This is a genomic window from Roseomonas rosulenta (assembly GCF_016106005.1).
GTDB lineage: Bacteria > Pseudomonadota > Alphaproteobacteria > Acetobacterales > Acetobacteraceae > Neoroseomonas > Neoroseomonas rosulenta.
Genome location: NZ_JACADR010000096.1, coordinates 1 through 15,217 on the forward strand (window position 1 = coordinate 1; position 15,217 = coordinate 15,217).

Sequence of the window (15,217 nt, forward strand, 5' to 3'; positions counted from 1 at the left end):
CCATCGGCGGCAGGCCGGCCTCGGTGCCGTCCTCGCGGCCCTCGATGGCGGCGGCCCAGCCGTCGCGGCGGAAGGCGGCGGCGATCCGCGCCGCCAGCACCCAGCCGCCGCCGGTCCAGCGTGGCGCCCCAGCGCCCTCGCAGGCCAGCACGGGGGGTGCGACCAGGGCGAGGAAGCGGGCCTCCTCGCTGTCGCGCAGGCCGCGCCAGGCGATGTGGCGCGGCCCTTCATGCGCGCGCGCCAGGTCCCGACGGCCGGGCAGCGCCGGCCAGTCCTCGAGGTCGAGCAGGCCCGGCGCGGCATGCGCCACCACCGGGACGAAGGCGCCCGCGCCGGCGGCAGCGAGGCCGCGCAGCGCCTGCACATCCTCCGCCTCGGCGCCGAACGCCATGTCGGCCAGGAGCAGGCCGAAGGGCTCGCGCGCGCCGAGGCCCTCGTGCCAGAGCAGCGCGACCAGGTCGCTGTCCTCGGGGTCCTGCACGGCGCGCTGGTCGCGGATGGCCTCGCGCTTCGTCAAAGGCAGCAGCTTCACCACCACCGGTGCGTCCTGCTGCGCCTCCACCAGGCGGTGCAGCGACCGCCAGGCGGCCTCGAGTGCCACGAAGCGCGGGTGGTTGCGGATCGCGGCCTGCAGCAGCGCGATCATGGCGTCCACCTTGGCGATGGCCCGTGCCTCGGATCCGCTGGCGGCGGCGGTGGGGCGCGCCGCCTCGGTCGCGGCGAGCACGGCCGCGAGCGGGTCGTCGGCGCCATCGGTGGTGTCGGCCATTGGGCTGGGTCCTGCGTGGCTGAGGCCCGCAGCGTAGCGCGTTTCGGATCGGTCGGCAGCGGCGCGGGCACGCGCGGGCTTCCTCTCCATGCGGGATCAGGGCCGCTCGCGACAGGGCTTGGCGGAAACGAGCGGGCGCGGTGCCGCGGATCGTGCTCGAGCCGCCGCGCGGCATGGCGGATGGCGACCCCACCGATCCCGCCCGCGCGACCTGCTGCGGTCCCCAGGGCGGGAGAGTGCGGGTCGCGCCTGCTGCACGGCTGCCATCGCCTGGCGGCGCAGCCGGGGCGGCTTGACGCCAAGGAGCGCGCGGCGACCTATGGCCGTGCTTGCGCCCCGACCTTGCCCTGCTTCCCCTGCTCGCCCTCGCCGGCTTCGCTGCCGGCGGCGGGATGCGGCTGATGGACCCGCTGCTGCCTCTGCTGGCCGCCGATTTCGGCGTGGGCGTGGCGGCGATCGCGCCGGTGGTGGCCGGCTTCAGCCTGGCCTATGGCGCCGGGCAGCTGGTGACCGGGCCGCTCGGCGACCGCTTCGGCAAGGTGTGGGTCGCCGCCATCGCGCTGGTGCTCTACGGCCTCGGGCTGGCGGCCTCGGCGGCGGCCTGGGACCTGTCGTCGATGGTGGTGCTGCGCACCGGCACGGGGCTGGTGGCGGGCGCGGTGATCCCGCTCGCCATCGCCTGGATCGGCGATGCGGTGCCCTATGCCGAGCGCCAGGCGACGATCGGGAAGTTTCTCACCGGCATGGTGATGGCGCAGCTGCTGGTCGGGCCGCTCTCCGGCGTGATGGCGGAGCTCGCGGGCTGGCGTGCCTCCTTCCTGGTGCTGGCCGCGCTCGCGCTGGTGGTGGGGGTGCTGATGCTGCGCCGTGCCGCGCCGGAACCCCGCGCGGCGACCACGCGCGGGCTTGGCCTGTCGCAATACGGCGTGCTGCTGCGCGCGCCCGCGGGGCGGCGGCTGATGGGGGCGGCGGCGCTGGACGGCGCGGTGCTGTTCGGCGGCGCCTTCCCCTTCATCGGCGCCTTCCTGATCGAACGCTTCGGCCTTTCGCCCGGGCGTGCAGGGCTGGTGGTGGCGGGCTTCGGCATCGGCGCCTTCATCTACACCCGCGCCGCGAAGCGGCTGGTGGCGCGGCTGGGCGAGCCCGGCCTGGTCGGCGCCGGCGGCGCGATGCTGGCGGCGGCCCTGGCGGGGCTGGCCGTGACGCCGGCCTGGTGGGTGGTGGCGCTGCTGCAGGTGCCGCTGGGGATGGCCTTCTACATGTTCCACGGCGTGCTGCAGGCGCGCGCGACCGAGGCGCTGCCCGAAGCCCGCGCCACCGCCGTCTCGGCCTTCGCGATGGCGCTGTTCCTGGGCCAGAGCGCCGGCGCGCTGGCCTTCGGCGCCGTGCTGCACGCCGGCGGCTATGCGGCGGTGTTCGCCCTCGCCGCGGTCGCGACCGCGGGCCTCGCCGCCTGGGTCGCGCGCATGCCGTCGAGGTGATGGGCGGCGCCGCGGCGTGCCGCCCGCCCGTGCGTCAGATGAAGACGCCGGTCAGGATGCGGACCGCGATGTTGACCACGATCGCCACGCCGATCACCGCCAGGGTGAAGGTCAGCGCCTTTTCCTGCGGCACGCGCATGACGATCGGCACGCCCAGGTACAGCGTATACAGCGCATAGAACCCGCCGATCAGCGCGACGATGCCGCCCAGCAGCGGGATGATGATGAACCCGCCCGCGACCCAGGCGATGGTCGGCGCGAAGGCGGCGAGCTTCAGCGCCGCATCCGCATCCGGCTGCCCGCCGAACTTGGGCGCCAGGATCTCGATGATCTTGGCGGACACGAAGACGCCGACCAGCGTCAGGATGTAGCCCACGATCGCCATGGTGAAGGCGGTAACGGGGGCGAAGAACAGCAGGAGCAGGAAGCCGGCGATGGCCGGGATCGCCGCCAGGATCATCACGTACCGGGTGAAGACCGGCACGAGCTCGATCGGCTCGCGCGCGATCTTCTGCCACTCCTGGGCCGGCGCCAGCGCCATGCCCTTCACGCGTTCGATCAGGTGGTTCATGCCAGTCACCTTCCCCCTCGTTCCCGAGACGATACTGCCCAGGGGCCGGGTCCCGGGGCAAGCCCGCCGCGCTGGCGGCGGCCCGGGGCTTCTGCCAGCCTGAACCGGATGTTCGATTCGTGGTTCTCGCGCTGGGCCGACCGGCGGCTGCCGGTGATGCTCGCCCTGGGCTTCGCGGCCGGCGCCCCGTTTCCGCTGGTCGCGGGGCAGGTGCTGCGGCAGTGGTTCACGGAAGGTGGCCTCAGTCTTGGAACGATCGGGCTGACGGCGCTGATCGGCCTCGCCTACGCCAACAAGTTCCTGTGGTCGCCGCTGCTCGATGCGCTACGCCCGCCGGTGCTGGCGGGGCTGGGGCAGCGACGCGGCTGGCTGGCCTGCATCCAGCTTGCCCTGATGGCGGGCATCGCCGCCATCGCGCTGACCGACCCGGCGGGCGGGGTCGGGTTGACCGTGGCGCTGGCGGTGCTGGTGGCGTTCCTCTCGGCCAGCCAGGACATCGTCATCGACGCCTACCGCATCGAGATCCTGGGCGAGGACAATGAGACCCAGGCCTATGGCCTCGCCGCCTATGTCTGGGGGTACCGCCTGGCGCTGCTGGCGAGCGGCGCGGGAACGCTGCTGCTGGTGCAGTACATCGGCTGGTCCGGCGCCTTCCTCTACGGCGCCGCGCTGCTGCTGGTGGGGCTGGCGGCGACGCTGCTGGCGACCGAGCCCGATCGCCCGTCCGCCCCGGCCTTCGACGGCCCCCGCTTCGACACCGCACCGGCGCGTGCGCATCTGCGCCAGCGCCCCTGGGTCGGGCAGATCCTGGCGGTGATGCCCTGGATGGCGCCGGTGGTGGTGGCGATGCTGCCCGACCATGCGCGGCGCAGCCTGACCGCGCAGCCGGGATGGCACCTCGACCGGTCGGTGGCGCAGCCCTTCGCCGACATCATGCGGCGGCCCTACTGGCTGGCCATCCTGCTGTTCATCGCGCTGTTCAAGCTGGGCGAGGCGCTGGCCGGGGTGATGACCACGCCCTTCTACCGTTCGCTCGGCTTCACGCGGGAGGATGTGGCGACGGTCGCCACGGTGTTCGGCATGGTCGCGACGCTGGCCGGGGCGGTGGCGGGCGGCTGGCTGGTCGGGCGGATCGGCGTGAAGCAGGCGCTGGTCTGGACCGGCATCACGCAGATGCTGTCGAACCTGATGTACGTGGCGCTGGCGCAGGCGGGGCATTCCATGCCGATGCTCTGGACGCAGGTCGGCATCGAGAACTTCACCGATGGGCTCGCGGATGCCGCCTTCCTGACCTGGCTCTCGGCGCTGACCTCGCGGTCCTTCACCGCCACCCAATATGCGCTGCTGTCGTCCCTGGCGGCGGTGCCGCTGCGCACGCTGGGCGCCGGCGCGGGGTTCCTCGCGGCGTGGCTGGGCTGGTCGTGGTTCTTCCTGCTGACCACGGCAGCGGCGCTGCCGGCGCTGATGATCATGGTGTTCCTGCTGAAGCGCCTGCCGGCGGAGGAGAAGCCACCCCCATGAACCCCTGGATCGTGACACCGCTGCTTCTGGTGGGTTCGAACGTGCTGATGACCTTCGCCTGGTACGGGCACCTCAAGGCGCCATCCTGGCCGATGTGGCTGGCGGTGCTGGTGAGTTGGGGGATCGCCTTCTTCGAATACTGCCTGGCGGTGCCGGCCAACCGGATCGGCTACGGTACCTTCAGCGGCCAACAGCTGAAGGTCATGCAGGAGGTGATCACGCTGGCGGTCTTCGGCGTGTTCTCCGTGACCTTCCTGGGCGAGACGCTGCGCTGGAACTTCCTCGCCGCCGGGGCGTGCCTCGTGGCCGCGGTCGTGTTCATCTTCCTGCCGGTGGAGTGAAGGAGGCGGCCATGCGCATCGGCGTCCCGAAGGAAGTGAAGGTCCACGAGTACCGCGTGGGACTGGTGCCCGGGTCTGTCCGCGAACTGGTGCTGCACGGGCACGAGGTGCTGGTCGAGACCCAGGCCGGAGCCGCGATCGGCTTCCCGGACGAGGCCTATGTCGCCGCCGGCGCGCGGATCGCGCCGGATGCCGCCGCGGTATTCGACGCCGCTGAGCTGGTGGTGAAGGTCAAGGAACCGCAGCCCCATGAATGGGCGCGGCTGAAGCCCGGCCAGGTGCTGTTCACCTACCTGCACCTCGCGCCCGACCGCGCGCAGACGGAAGGGCTGATGGCCTCGGGCTGCACCGCCATCGCCTACGAGACGGTGACGGATGCGCTGGGCGGCCTGCCGCTGCTGGCGCCGATGAGCGAGGTGGCCGGGCGCATGGCCGTGCAGGTCGGCGCGCGCTGCCTCGAGAAGGAGGCCGGCGGGGCGGGCATTCTGCTGTCTGGCGTGCCGGGCGTGCCGCCGGGGCGCGTCGCGATCATCGGCGGCGGCGTGGTGGGATCGAACGCGGCGCGCATCGCCAATGGCATGCGCGCCAATGTCACGGTGCTGGACCGCAACCCGCGCGTGCTGGCCGCACTCGACATCGAGTTCAATGGCCTTGTGGACACGGTGTTCGCGACGCGCGACGCAGTGGAGCGCGCGGTACTCGACGCCGACCTGGTGATCGGCGCTGTGCTGGTGCCCGGGGCCGCGGCGCCGCGGCTGGTTTCGCGCGAGACGGTGTCGCGCATGCGCCCGGGCAGCGTCATGGTGGATGTCGCGATCGACCAGGGCGGCTGCTTCGAGACGTCGCGCCCCACCACCCATGCCGACCCGACCTATGTGGTCGATGGCGTGGTGCATTACTGTGTCACGAACATGCCCGGCGCGGTCGCGCGCACATCCGCGGTGGCGCTGAACAATGCGACGCTGCCCTTCACGCTGCAGTTGGCGGACAAGGGCTGGCGGCGCGCCGCCGCGGAGAACGTGCACCTCGCCGCCGGCGTGAACGTCCATGCCGGGGCGGTGACGCATCCGGCGGTGGCCGCCGCGCTCGGGCTGCCGCTGGCGGCCCTGCCGGGTTAAGGCAGATCCCGATCAGGTGGAATCACCTGATCGGGTGAAGATCGTCGCCCAAACCAACGGCTCTAGCCGATCCGCCTCCAGCCCTCGTAGACCGTCTCGCGCGCGATGCGGCCGTCGCGCATGGCGAAGAGGTGCATCAGGCGCAGCTCGACATGGCTGCCGACCGGCAGAGGCGCATTCGCCACGCCATCGCCCACCAGGCGGAAGCGCGCCGTGCAGTCATCGACCACGTGATCGGCGGTGGCGAAGCGGGTGCCTGGGATGATCTCGACCTCCGCCATGGAGCCGAACATGGCGCGGTAGTTGGCCTCGATCGCGGCGCGGCCGACCAGCGTGAGGCCGCGCGTGGGCATCTCGAGCACGATGTCGTCGGTATAGAGGGCCATGACGGCCGCGGGGTCGCGCGCTTCGTCGCGGATATGCGCCTCGACCGTGGCGAGGTTGCGGGAGATGTCGTCCATGGCGGCGTTCTCGTCAGTTTGTCTGACCATCAATAGACAGTTCATATGACGATCTGTCAAGATGCGGCATGGACGACCGCCCCGCCCCCGAACGTCGCCGCACCCTCGGCGCCCTGCTCCGCCTGCCCTATGAGGCCCTTCAGCAGGAAGTGTATGGCGGTCTCGCCGCACATGGCTTCCCGGAGATCCGGCCCGCGCATTCCGCGGTGTTCCGCCACATCGCCACCGGCGGGTCCCGACTGACGGCGCTGGCCGAGCGGGCGGGAATGACCAAGCAGTCCATGGCCTATCTGGTCGAGGCGCTGGAAGCGGCGGGGCATCTGCGCAGCGCGCCCGATCCCGCCGATGGGCGCGCCCGCCTGGTGCGCCTCACGCCGCGCGGCGAACGCGTCCTGGCGCGGCTGATCGCGCTGAGCGCTGAGGCGGAGGCGCGCGTCGCCGCCCGTCTTGGGCCACGCCGGGCGGCGCAGTTGCGACGCGCGCTCGAGCACTGGGTCACGGCGTTGGAGACCGAACAGGGTCGCGGCTGAACCTGCCCCGCTTGACCGCCTGGCGGCTCGCGTCCTACGTAACCAGACAGTTACCATGCACGGAGGAAACGCTGTGGGGCTGCGCTGGGAGGAATGGCCGGACGGCCTGGCCGCACGCCTGCGTGCCGGCTGCGTCATACCGGCGCACCCGCTGGCGCTGGATGCGGCGCGCGCCCTTGATCCGCGCCGGCAGCGCGCCTTGTCTCGCTACTACCTCGATGCCGGTTCGGGCGGGCTGGCCGTCGGTGTGCACACCACGCAGTTCGCAATCCGCGAGCGCGGGCTGTACGAGCCGGTCCTGAGAATCGCAGCGGAGGCCGCGGCGGAGCAGCCGCGCCGGCCGATCCTGGTCGCCGGCGCGATCGGGCGCACCGCGCAGGCGGTGGCCGAGGCGCAGGTCGCGCGCAGCCTCGGCTACCATGCGGTGCTGCTGTCGCTGGCGGCGTGGAAGGGCGCTTCCGAGGACGAGATGATCGCGCATTGCGCGGCCGTCGCGGCCGAGATGCCGCTCTTCGGCTTCTACCTGCAACCGGCGGTGGGCGGCGTGCGGCTATCGGCGGCGTTCTGGAAGCGCTTTGCCGCGATCGAGAACGTCATCGCTATCAAGATCGCGCCGTTCAACCGCTATGCTACGCTGGACGTGCTGCGCGGTGTGCTGGAAGCCGGCGCGCAGGATCGCATCGCGCTCTACACGGGCAATGACGACCACATCGTGGCCGACCTGCTGACGCCCTTCACGCTGGTGCATCGCGGCGTGCCGACCACGCTGCGGATCGTGGGCGGGCTGCTCGGCCACTGGAGCGTCTGGACCCGCGCGGCGGTGGAGTTGCAGGCCCGCTGCGCGGCGGTGCGCGGGCCGATCCCGCCAGACCTGCTGGCGCAGGACGCCGCGGTCACCGAGATGAACGCCGCCGTCTTCGACGTCGCGCATGACTTCCATGGCGTGATCGCCGGCTGCCATGAAATCCTGCGCCGCCAGGGGCTGCTGGAAGGCACCTGGTGCCTCGATGAGCACGAATCGCTCTCGCCGGGCCAGGCCGACCTCCTGACCGCCGTGGCCGAACGCTACCCGACCCTGACGGACGATGCCTTCGTCCGCGACAATCTCCATCGCTGGCTTTCGTAGGGAAGACGACACATGGCAGAACGCCGCATCGGCCTCATCATGAACGGCGTTACCGGCCGGATGGGGATGAACCAGCACCTGATCCGGTCGGTCGCGGCGATCCGCGCCGATGGCGGCGTGAAGCTGGCGAATGGCGACACCATCATGCCGGACCCGGTGATCGTCGGGCGCAACAGGGCGAAGCTGGAGGCGCTGGCGAAGGCGCACGGGATTTCGCGCGTATCCACCGACCTCGATGCCTGCCTCGCGGACCCGAAGGACGAGATCTTCTTCGATGCTGCGACGACGCAGATGCGCGCGGGGTTGCTGCGCAAGGCCATCGCCGCCGGCAAGCACATCTATTGCGAGAAGCCGACGGCGGACAACCTGGCCGATGCGCTGGATGTCGCGCGCCTGGCGAAGGAGAAAGGCATCAAGAACGGCGTCGTGCAGGACAAGCTGTTCCTCCCCGGGCTGCGCAAGCTAAAGATGGTGATCGACAGCGGCTTCCTCGGCCGCATCTGCTCGGTGAAGGGCGATTTCGGCTACTGGGTCTTCGAAGGCGACCTGCAGCCCGCGCAGCGCCCGTCCTGGAACTACAAGAAGGCCGAGGGCGGGGGCATCATCCTCGATATGCTCTGCCACTGGCGCTACGTACTGGACAACCTGTTCGGCAATGTGGAGGCGGTCTCGTGCCTCGGCGCCGTGCATATCCCCGAGCGCATCGGGGAGGACGGCAAGCCCTACAAGGCGGATGCCGACGACGCGGCCTATGCAACCTTCCAGCTGGAGGGGGGTGCCATCGCGCACATCAATTCGTCCTGGGTCACGCGCGTCCGCCGCGACGACCTGGTGACCTTCCAGGTGGACGGCACGCATGGATCCGCGATCTGCGGCCTCCACAAGTGCTGGACGCAGTCGCGCGTCGCGACGCCGAAGCCGGTGTGGAACCCTGACCAGCCGCAGACCATCGACTTCTTCGCCGGCTGGCAGGAAGTGCCGACGACGACCGATTTCCCCAACGGCTTCCGCGTGCAGTGGGAGGAATTCCTCAGGCACGTCGCCGGGGAACGCCCCGACTATCCGTGGAACCTACTGGCGGGTGCGAAGGGCGTGCAGCTCGCGGAAGCGGGGCTGAAGTCCTGGGCCGAACGCCGCTGGATCGATCTGCCGAAGCTGGAGGTGTGATCCGATGACGGACGCGCCGTACGGCGCGCAGGTCTGAATCGGATCACCAGAGGAGCAACGAGCATGCCGACGATCAACCTGCCGAACGGCGCCACCGTCGAGGCCTTCACCACCCGCCCGCCGCGCGCCTTCGCGAGGGCCACGCCGCCTTTCCCGCGCGTCGCACTCGCCGCCGCACATGTCGTGGCCGATCCGCTGGCGGAACAGGACCCTTGGCTCGACGTGAAGGTCGACTGGGACCGCACCATCGCCTTCCGCAAGCATCTCTGGTCGCTCGGCCTCGGTGTCGCGGAAGCCATGGACACGGCGCAGCGCGGCATGGGCCTCGACTGGACGGGTGCGCAGGAACTGATCCGCCGCTCGCTCGATGCGATGAAGGACCATCCCGGCGCGGTGATGGCCTCCGGCGCCGGCACCGACCATCTCACGCCCGGCCCGGACGTCACGGTGGACGACGTGATCCGCGCCTATGAGGAACAATGCGAGGCCGTCGAGGCGATGGGCGGGCGCATCATCCTCATGGCCTCCCGCGCGCTGGCCAAGGCCGCCCGCAGCCCGGCCGACTACGAACGCGTCTATGGCCGCATCCTGTCGCAGGTGAAGCAGCCGGTGATCATCCACTGGCTCGGCGAGATGTTCGACCCGGCGTTGGAAGGCTATTGGGGCAACCACGACCACATGGCGGCGATGGAGACGGCGCTCGCCGTGATCCACGCCCATGCCGACAAGGTCGACGGCGTGAAGATCTCCCTCCTGGACGACAAGAAGGAGATCGCCATGCGCCGCCGCCTGCCGCGCGGCGTGCGCATGTACACCGGGGATGACTTCAACTACGCGGAACTGATCGCCGGCGACGACCAGGGCCATTCCGACGCGCTGCTGGGCATCTTCGACCCGATCGCACCGGCCGTGGGGGGCGCACTCGCCGCGCTGTCGCGCAACGACCTCTCCACCTTTCACGACATCCTGGCGCCGACCGTCCCGCTCAGTCGCCACATCTTCAAGGCGCCCACGCGCTTCTACAAGACGGGCGTGGTCTTCATGGCCTGGCTGAACGGCCACCAGGACCATTTCGTAATGGTGGGCGGGCAGCAATCCACCCGCTCCATCCAGCATTTCTCCGAACTGTTCCGCCTGGCCGACCGCGCCGGCCTGCTGCGCGACCCCGACATGGCGGTGACGCGCATGCGCTCGCTGCTCGCGCTGCACGGCGTCGCATGACCGCGCCGGGGCCGCTCAGCCTCAACACCATCACGGTGAAGGCGCTCACCCTCGCGCAATGCATCGAGGCCTGCGCGCGCCACGGCATCCCGGGCATCTCGCCCTGGCGCGACGTGCTGCAGGCGATGGGCACGCAGGCCGCCGCTAAGCACATCCGCGACGCCGGGCTGAAGGTGACGGGCCTGTGCCGCGGCGGGATGTTCAACCTTCCCGGCGCGATCGACGACAACCGCCGCGCCATCGAGGAAGCCCACGCCATCGGCGCCGACTGCTTGGTGATGGTCTGCGGCGGCCTGCCCCAGGGCAGCAAGGACCTGCCCGGCGCGCGCGCCATCATGCGCGACGGCCTGCACGCCATCCTGCCCGAGGCGCGCGCCGCGGGTGTGACGCTTGCGCTGGAACCGCTGCACCCGATGACCTGTGCGGATCGCTCGGTACTCTCCACCCTCGGCCAGGCGCTGGACCTGTGCGACGAGCTCGGCGAGGGCACCGGCGTCGCCGTCGATGTCTACCATGTCTGGTGGGACCCGGACCTCGCGCGGCAGATGGCGCGCGCCAAGGGCCGCATCGCCGGCTTCCACGTCTGCGACTGGAAGGTGCCCACGACCGACCTGGTCTTCGACCGCGGCCTGCCCGGCGAGGGCGTGATCGACATCCCAGCCATCCGCGCCATGGCCGAGGCATCCGGCTGGGGCGGCGGCGTGGAGGTCGAGATCCTGTCCAGCCACTGGTGGGCGCAGGACCCCGAGGCCGTGCTGCGCGAGGTGAAGGCCCGCCACGCCCTCTGCTGACAACGACAACGAACCGGGAGAACGACCATGAACGCCATGCGCCGCGCGCTGATCGCCGCCACGCTGCTTGCCCCCGCCGTGGCACGCGCGCAGGCCCCCTGGACGCCGACGCGCCCGACGCGCTTCGTCGTGCCCTTCCCCGCCGGCGGCGCCACCGACGTGGTCGCGCGCGTGCTGGCCGAACGCATGCAGGAGGCCTTCGGCCAGCCCGTGGTGGTCGAGAACCGCACCGGCGCCGGCGGCAATATTGGCGTCGAGGCCGTGGTGCGCAGCCCGGCGGATGGCAGCACCATCCTGATGGGCACGACCGGCACGCTCACGGTGAACCCGCATCTCTATGCCAGCCTCGGCTTCGATCCGCTGCGCGACCTGGCGCCCATCTCGATGGCCTTCACCACCGACCATGTGCTGGTGGTGAACCCGCAGGTGCGGGCGACGACTGCGCAGGAGTTCCTCGCGCTCGTGCGCGCGCAGCCCGGGCGGCTCTCCTATGGGTCCGCGGGGTCCGGCTCCTCCACGCACACCGTGCCGGAGCTGTTCAAGCTCGCCGCGCGGGCGGACATCACGCATGTGCCCTATCGCGGCAGCGCGCCGGCGCTGAACGACCTGGTGGCGGGCAACGTGCAGATGATGCTCGACCAGATTCCGTCCGCGATCGGCCAGATCCAGTCGGGGCGCGTGCGCGCGCTGGCGGTCACGGGGGCGCAGCGTTCGGCCCTGCTGCCGGATGTGCCGACCATGGCGGAGATCGGCCTGGCCGACGCGCAGGCCACCTCCTGGGGGGCGGTGATGGCGCCTTCCGGCACGCCGGCCCCGGCGGTCGCGCGCTTCAACGCCGCCATCCGCGACGCGCTCGCGCAGCAATCGGTGAAGGAACGCCTTGTCGCCGCGGGTGCGGAGGGCGTGGTCTCGACGCCCGAGGAACTCGCAACAATCCTGCGCGCCGAGAGCGCGAAATGGGCGCGTGTGGTGCGCGAGGCGCGCATCACCGTGAACTGACGGCGGGCGGCGCGCCCGCGCCTTCGTCCTGCGCCGAACGGCCGCGGCGGTCAGGCAGGCACGAGGCGCGTGATCCGCGGCGGGTTCTGCTCGCTGAGGAAGATGCAGCCATCCGGGCCGCGCCACATGCCATGCGCGCCGTTCAGCACCGGCCGGCAGCGCCCCAGGATGGCGCCATCCTTCGACAGGAGGGAGAGCTGCGGCACCTGGTCGGTCACATACAGCCCGCCATCGGGCGCGCCGTGCACGCTCATCGGCTTGTGGTTGCCGCGCCAGTCGGCCAGCCAGGTGCCATCGGGCGTGAAGACCTGCACGCGGTTGTTCTCGCGGTCGGCCACGGTCACGCGGCCGTCGGGCAGCACCCAGACCGAATGCGGCGTGGTGAATTCCCCGGGGCCGCTGCCCTGGCGCCCCCAGCGCCCGAGCGGCGTGCCCTCGGCGCTGAAGCGGTGCACGACCGATGCGGCGTAGCCATCGGCAACATAGATGCTGCCATCCGGGCCGAAGGCGACGTCGCAGGGCGCGTTGAAGGGATCGCCCGGCGCGTGGCGCCTGCCGATGCCGCCTAGGCGCTTGCCCTCTGGCGAGAAGACGATGATCTCCTGCGCGTCGCGATCCACGACGAAGACGCGCCCATCGGGATGGACCGACAGCATGTGGCCATCCGCGACCTCCGCCCCGCCCCAGGCGGCGATGCGTCGGCCGTCGGGCGCCAGCACGACCACGGCCGGCGCCTCGGCATCGGTCATCGGGTCCTGGCGCAGCTGGACATAGATGCGGCCCTGCGCATCGCAGGCTACGTCGCTGGGAACGCCTTGCCCGGTCGGCACCTCGCCCCAGGGGCGTTCAACGCGATACATCGTCTCGCCAAGGCGGACGCGGAGCTCGTGGCGGGGCATGGGCGGGTCTCCTCGGCGGGACGGGCAGCGTGCCGCCACACCCCCCGGCAGGCAAGCCGCTGCGCCTGCGCCTTGACGCGACGCATCCGCAATGGACAGGGTTCGCAAGGCAATTTGGGGGCTCCGCTTCGGAATGTCGTTCGCATCGGCGCAGGCCCCCGCACGAATCGGCGCCGCCCTGGTCTGCTTCGCGGTGATCATCGTCGCGCTGCCGCATCTCGCGCTGCTGGCCCAGCCCGATGGTGTCCTACCGCTCGACCGCCTCGCCGATGCCGACGGGTATCTGCGGCTGCTGCGGGTGCTGGCGCTGCGCGAGGGCGGCGGGTGGTTCGACGACCTGGAACGGCACGTCGCCGCGCCCGAAGGCCTGGTCGTGCAATGGACGCGCCCGCTCGACCTGCTGATCCTGCTGCCGGCGCTCGCGGTCGAACGGCTCGGCGGCCTGGCGCCGGCGCAGGCGATGTTCCTCGTCGGCCTGTTCATCTCGCCGGTGCTGCTGGTGCTGGCGGCGGTGGCGGCGGGCTGGTCGGCGCAGGCGATCTGGCCCGGCAGCGCGCCGTGGTTCGCCGTGCTGCTCACCGGCACGATGCCCGCGGCTCGGGCCTACAGCGCCGTCGGGCGCGCGGACCACCATGCGCTGATCCTACTCGCCATCGTGATCGCGCTGGGCGCGACGCTGCGCGCCTTCCTGCCGGGCGCGCGTGCCGGCGTCGCTGTGGCGGCCGGGGCGGCCTACGGCTTCGGACTCTGGGTCGGGCCGGAAGTGGTGCTGGTGGTCGTACCGGTGCTGGCGGCGGCGGGGCTGGTGGTGGTGCTGGCGCAGGATGGCCGGGACGTGGCGGGCCAGGGGCTTGCCATCGCGCTCGGCATGGCGGCGATGCTCGCCCTGGCGATCGCGGTGGAACACGCGCCCGCCGAATGGTTGGTGGTCGCCTACGACCAGGTCTCGGTGCACCACCTGGCGCTGGCGCTGCTGCTCGCGGCGGTCTTCGCCGTGGCGCGGCAGTTCGGGGCGGCGCCGCGCCTGTGGCGCGCCATGCTGTCAGGGGCCGCCGGCGTCGTGGCCTGCGGGCTGCTCATCGCGCTGTTTCCCGACAGCCTGCGCGGGCCGCTCGGCAGCGCGGATCCTGCCTACCTGCGGCTATTGCATCCGGCCATTTCGGAGAACCGCCCTCTGCCCCCTCTCGGCCCCGGTGGCGCGATGGATGTGGTGGTGCTGCTTGGCGGCGGCGTACCGCTCGCCATTCTCGCGCTCGTACTCGCCTTTCCCGGCTGGATCCGCGACGGACGCTGGCCGGCGGCCCTGGTGCTGGCCGCCGCGCTGCTGGCGACGCTGGCCGCGGCCTTCCTCGCGCAGCGCTTTGCGCTCGACCTCGTGGCACCGGCGGCGATCGCCGGGGCAGGGGTGGTCGCGATGCTGGTGCATGGCACCTGGCCGCGCCGCGAAGTGCCGCGCGCGCTGCTCGCGGCCGGCGTGTTCTTCGGCCCGCTGGCGCTGCCTTTCATAGGTCTCGGGCGCCAGCCGCCGCAGCAACAGGCGGCGGCGCAGGACGCCTGCGACTGGACCGCGATGGCGCGCTGGCTGGACGAGGCGCGCCCCGCGATCTCGCCGGGCGACCCCGCACCCATCCTGCTGGCCGGCGACATGTTCATCGGCTCGGAACTCGCCTGGCGAACTCCCTATCGCTCGGTGGCATTGCCGCATCACCGTGCGGGTGCCGCCATCGCCGACACCCTCGCCGTGCTCGACGGCCCGGAGGCGGAGGCCCGCGCCACGCTGGCCAGGCGCGGCGCGCGGCTACTGCTCGTCTGCCCGGGTGACCCCTGGCCGGCCGGGCGCCATGGCGCGGTGTCGGAGGCGATCCGCGCCGGCCGCCCGGTCGCGGGCCTTGATCCGGTCGCGCTGCCGCCGGCGCTGTCGGGGTTCCGGCTGTTCCTCGTTGGCGCGCCACCGTGAGGCGGCGGAGCAGGCCGTCACCGGTCCCTGCCCTGCGCCGCCTTGTTTTCGCTCGCCGTCGTATCGGCTACCGTGCGACGTGACGCCCTGATCCGACGGCACCCCCCGACGGCTGCCGCAGCAACGGAGACGCTCGTGCCGGCCCATTCCCTGTCCTGGCGCCATGCCGCGCCTCTCCTCGCGACGCTGGCGCTGCTCACCGCCTGCGACCAGGCCGCGGGCGTCGCCGGCGGGGCCGCCGGGCGCGCGGCCTCCGGCGCCGTGG

General features: G+C 71.8%; 15 protein-coding genes. 11 read left to right on the forward strand and 4 right to left on the reverse strand.

Going from position 1 to position 15,217, the window contains the following annotated elements; all coding sequences use genetic code 11:
* Nucleotides 1-769 (reverse strand): type VI secretion system contractile sheath domain-containing protein (locus HW578_RS13210; protein WP_198371015.1); only part of this gene is annotated, 769 nt, incomplete at its 3' end.
* Nucleotides 770-1,098: 329 nt separating this feature from the next.
* Between HW578_RS13210 and HW578_RS13215 the strand changes: the two genes are divergently transcribed.
* Nucleotides 1,099-2,250, forward strand: a complete 1,152-nt coding sequence (locus HW578_RS13215) for an MFS transporter (protein ID WP_198371016.1) — start codon at nt 1,099-1,101, stop codon at nt 2,248-2,250.
* A gap of 34 nt (nt 2,251-2,284) precedes the next feature.
* Here the strand turns inward: HW578_RS13215 and HW578_RS13220 are convergent, their stop codons facing one another.
* Complete coding sequence (locus HW578_RS13220) at nt 2,285-2,821, reverse strand: Yip1 family protein (RefSeq protein WP_198371017.1); 537 nt, start codon at nt 2,819-2,821, stop codon at nt 2,285-2,287.
* A gap of 108 nt (nt 2,822-2,929) precedes the next feature.
* On the opposite strand from HW578_RS13220, the gene HW578_RS13225 reads away from it, so the two are divergent.
* Genes HW578_RS13225 through ald form a run of 3 tightly spaced genes read left to right on the forward strand, consistent with a single transcriptional unit; the run spans nt 2,930 to nt 5,801 of the window.
* Nucleotides 2,930-4,342: an AmpG family muropeptide MFS transporter gene (locus HW578_RS13225; RefSeq protein ID WP_198371018.1), complete on the forward strand. Its 1,413-nt coding sequence runs from the start codon at nt 2,930-2,932 to the stop codon at nt 4,340-4,342.
* Nucleotides 4,339-4,683: a DMT family protein gene (locus HW578_RS13230; RefSeq protein ID WP_198371019.1), complete on the forward strand. Its 345-nt coding sequence runs from the start codon at nt 4,339-4,341 to the stop codon at nt 4,681-4,683. The genes HW578_RS13225 and HW578_RS13230 overlap by 4 nt, the downstream gene beginning before the upstream one ends.
* 11 nt (nt 4,684-4,694) lie before the next feature.
* On the forward strand, nt 4,695-5,801 hold the full coding sequence (gene ald, locus HW578_RS13235; RefSeq protein ID WP_198371020.1) for an alanine dehydrogenase: 1,107 nt from the start codon (nt 4,695-4,697) through the stop codon (nt 5,799-5,801).
* 62 nt (nt 5,802-5,863) lie between these two features.
* Here the strand turns inward: ald and HW578_RS13240 are convergent, their stop codons facing one another.
* On the reverse strand, nt 5,864-6,292 hold the full coding sequence (locus tag HW578_RS13240; protein ID WP_232478935.1) for a nuclear transport factor 2 family protein: 429 nt from the start codon (nt 6,290-6,292) through the stop codon (nt 5,864-5,866).
* 38 nt (nt 6,293-6,330) lie between these two features.
* Here HW578_RS13240 and HW578_RS13245 point away from each other — a divergent pair, with 38 nt between their 5' ends.
* The 6 genes from HW578_RS13245 to HW578_RS13270 all read left to right on the forward strand — a co-directional run bounded on the left by HW578_RS13245 (nt 6,331) and on the right by HW578_RS13270 (nt 12,096).
* A complete protein-coding gene (locus HW578_RS13245) occupies nt 6,331-6,792 on the forward strand; it encodes a MarR family winged helix-turn-helix transcriptional regulator (RefSeq protein ID WP_198371022.1) in 462 nt (153 codons plus the stop codon).
* A gap of 73 nt (nt 6,793-6,865) precedes the next feature.
* A complete protein-coding gene (locus tag HW578_RS13250) occupies nt 6,866-7,918 on the forward strand; it encodes a dihydrodipicolinate synthase family protein (RefSeq protein WP_369407889.1) in 1,053 nt (350 codons plus the stop codon).
* 12 nt (nt 7,919-7,930) lie between these two features.
* Nucleotides 7,931-9,085 carry a Gfo/Idh/MocA family protein gene (locus HW578_RS13255; protein ID WP_198371024.1) on the forward strand — a complete coding sequence of 385 codons (1,155 nt, stop codon included), beginning with the start codon at nt 7,931-7,933 and terminating at the stop codon, nt 9,083-9,085.
* A 63-nt stretch (nt 9,086-9,148) separates the two neighbouring features.
* Nucleotides 9,149-10,306: a dihydrodipicolinate synthase family protein gene (locus tag HW578_RS13260; protein WP_198371025.1), complete on the forward strand. Its 1,158-nt coding sequence runs from the start codon at nt 9,149-9,151 to the stop codon at nt 10,304-10,306.
* On the forward strand, nt 10,303-11,097 hold the full coding sequence (locus tag HW578_RS13265; protein ID WP_198371026.1) for a sugar phosphate isomerase/epimerase family protein: 795 nt from the start codon (nt 10,303-10,305) through the stop codon (nt 11,095-11,097). Before HW578_RS13260 ends, HW578_RS13265 begins: the two co-directional genes overlap by 4 nt.
* Nucleotides 11,098-11,124: 27 nt before the next feature.
* Nucleotides 11,125-12,096: a Bug family tripartite tricarboxylate transporter substrate binding protein gene (locus HW578_RS13270; protein ID WP_198371027.1), complete on the forward strand. Its 972-nt coding sequence runs from the start codon at nt 11,125-11,127 to the stop codon at nt 12,094-12,096.
* A gap of 50 nt (nt 12,097-12,146) precedes the next feature.
* On the opposite strand, the gene HW578_RS13275 is transcribed toward HW578_RS13270, so the two are convergent.
* A complete protein-coding gene (locus HW578_RS13275; protein WP_198371028.1) occupies nt 12,147-12,995 on the reverse strand; it encodes an NHL repeat-containing protein in 849 nt (282 codons plus the stop codon).
* 133 nt (nt 12,996-13,128) lie between these two features.
* On the opposite strand from HW578_RS13275, the gene HW578_RS13280 reads away from it, so the two are divergent.
* Nucleotides 13,129-14,952 (forward strand): hypothetical protein, encoded by a 1,824-nt coding sequence (locus HW578_RS13280; protein WP_198371029.1) that lies wholly within the window; start codon nt 13,129-13,131, stop codon nt 14,950-14,952.
* Nucleotides 14,953-15,217: the final 265 nt, after the last annotated feature.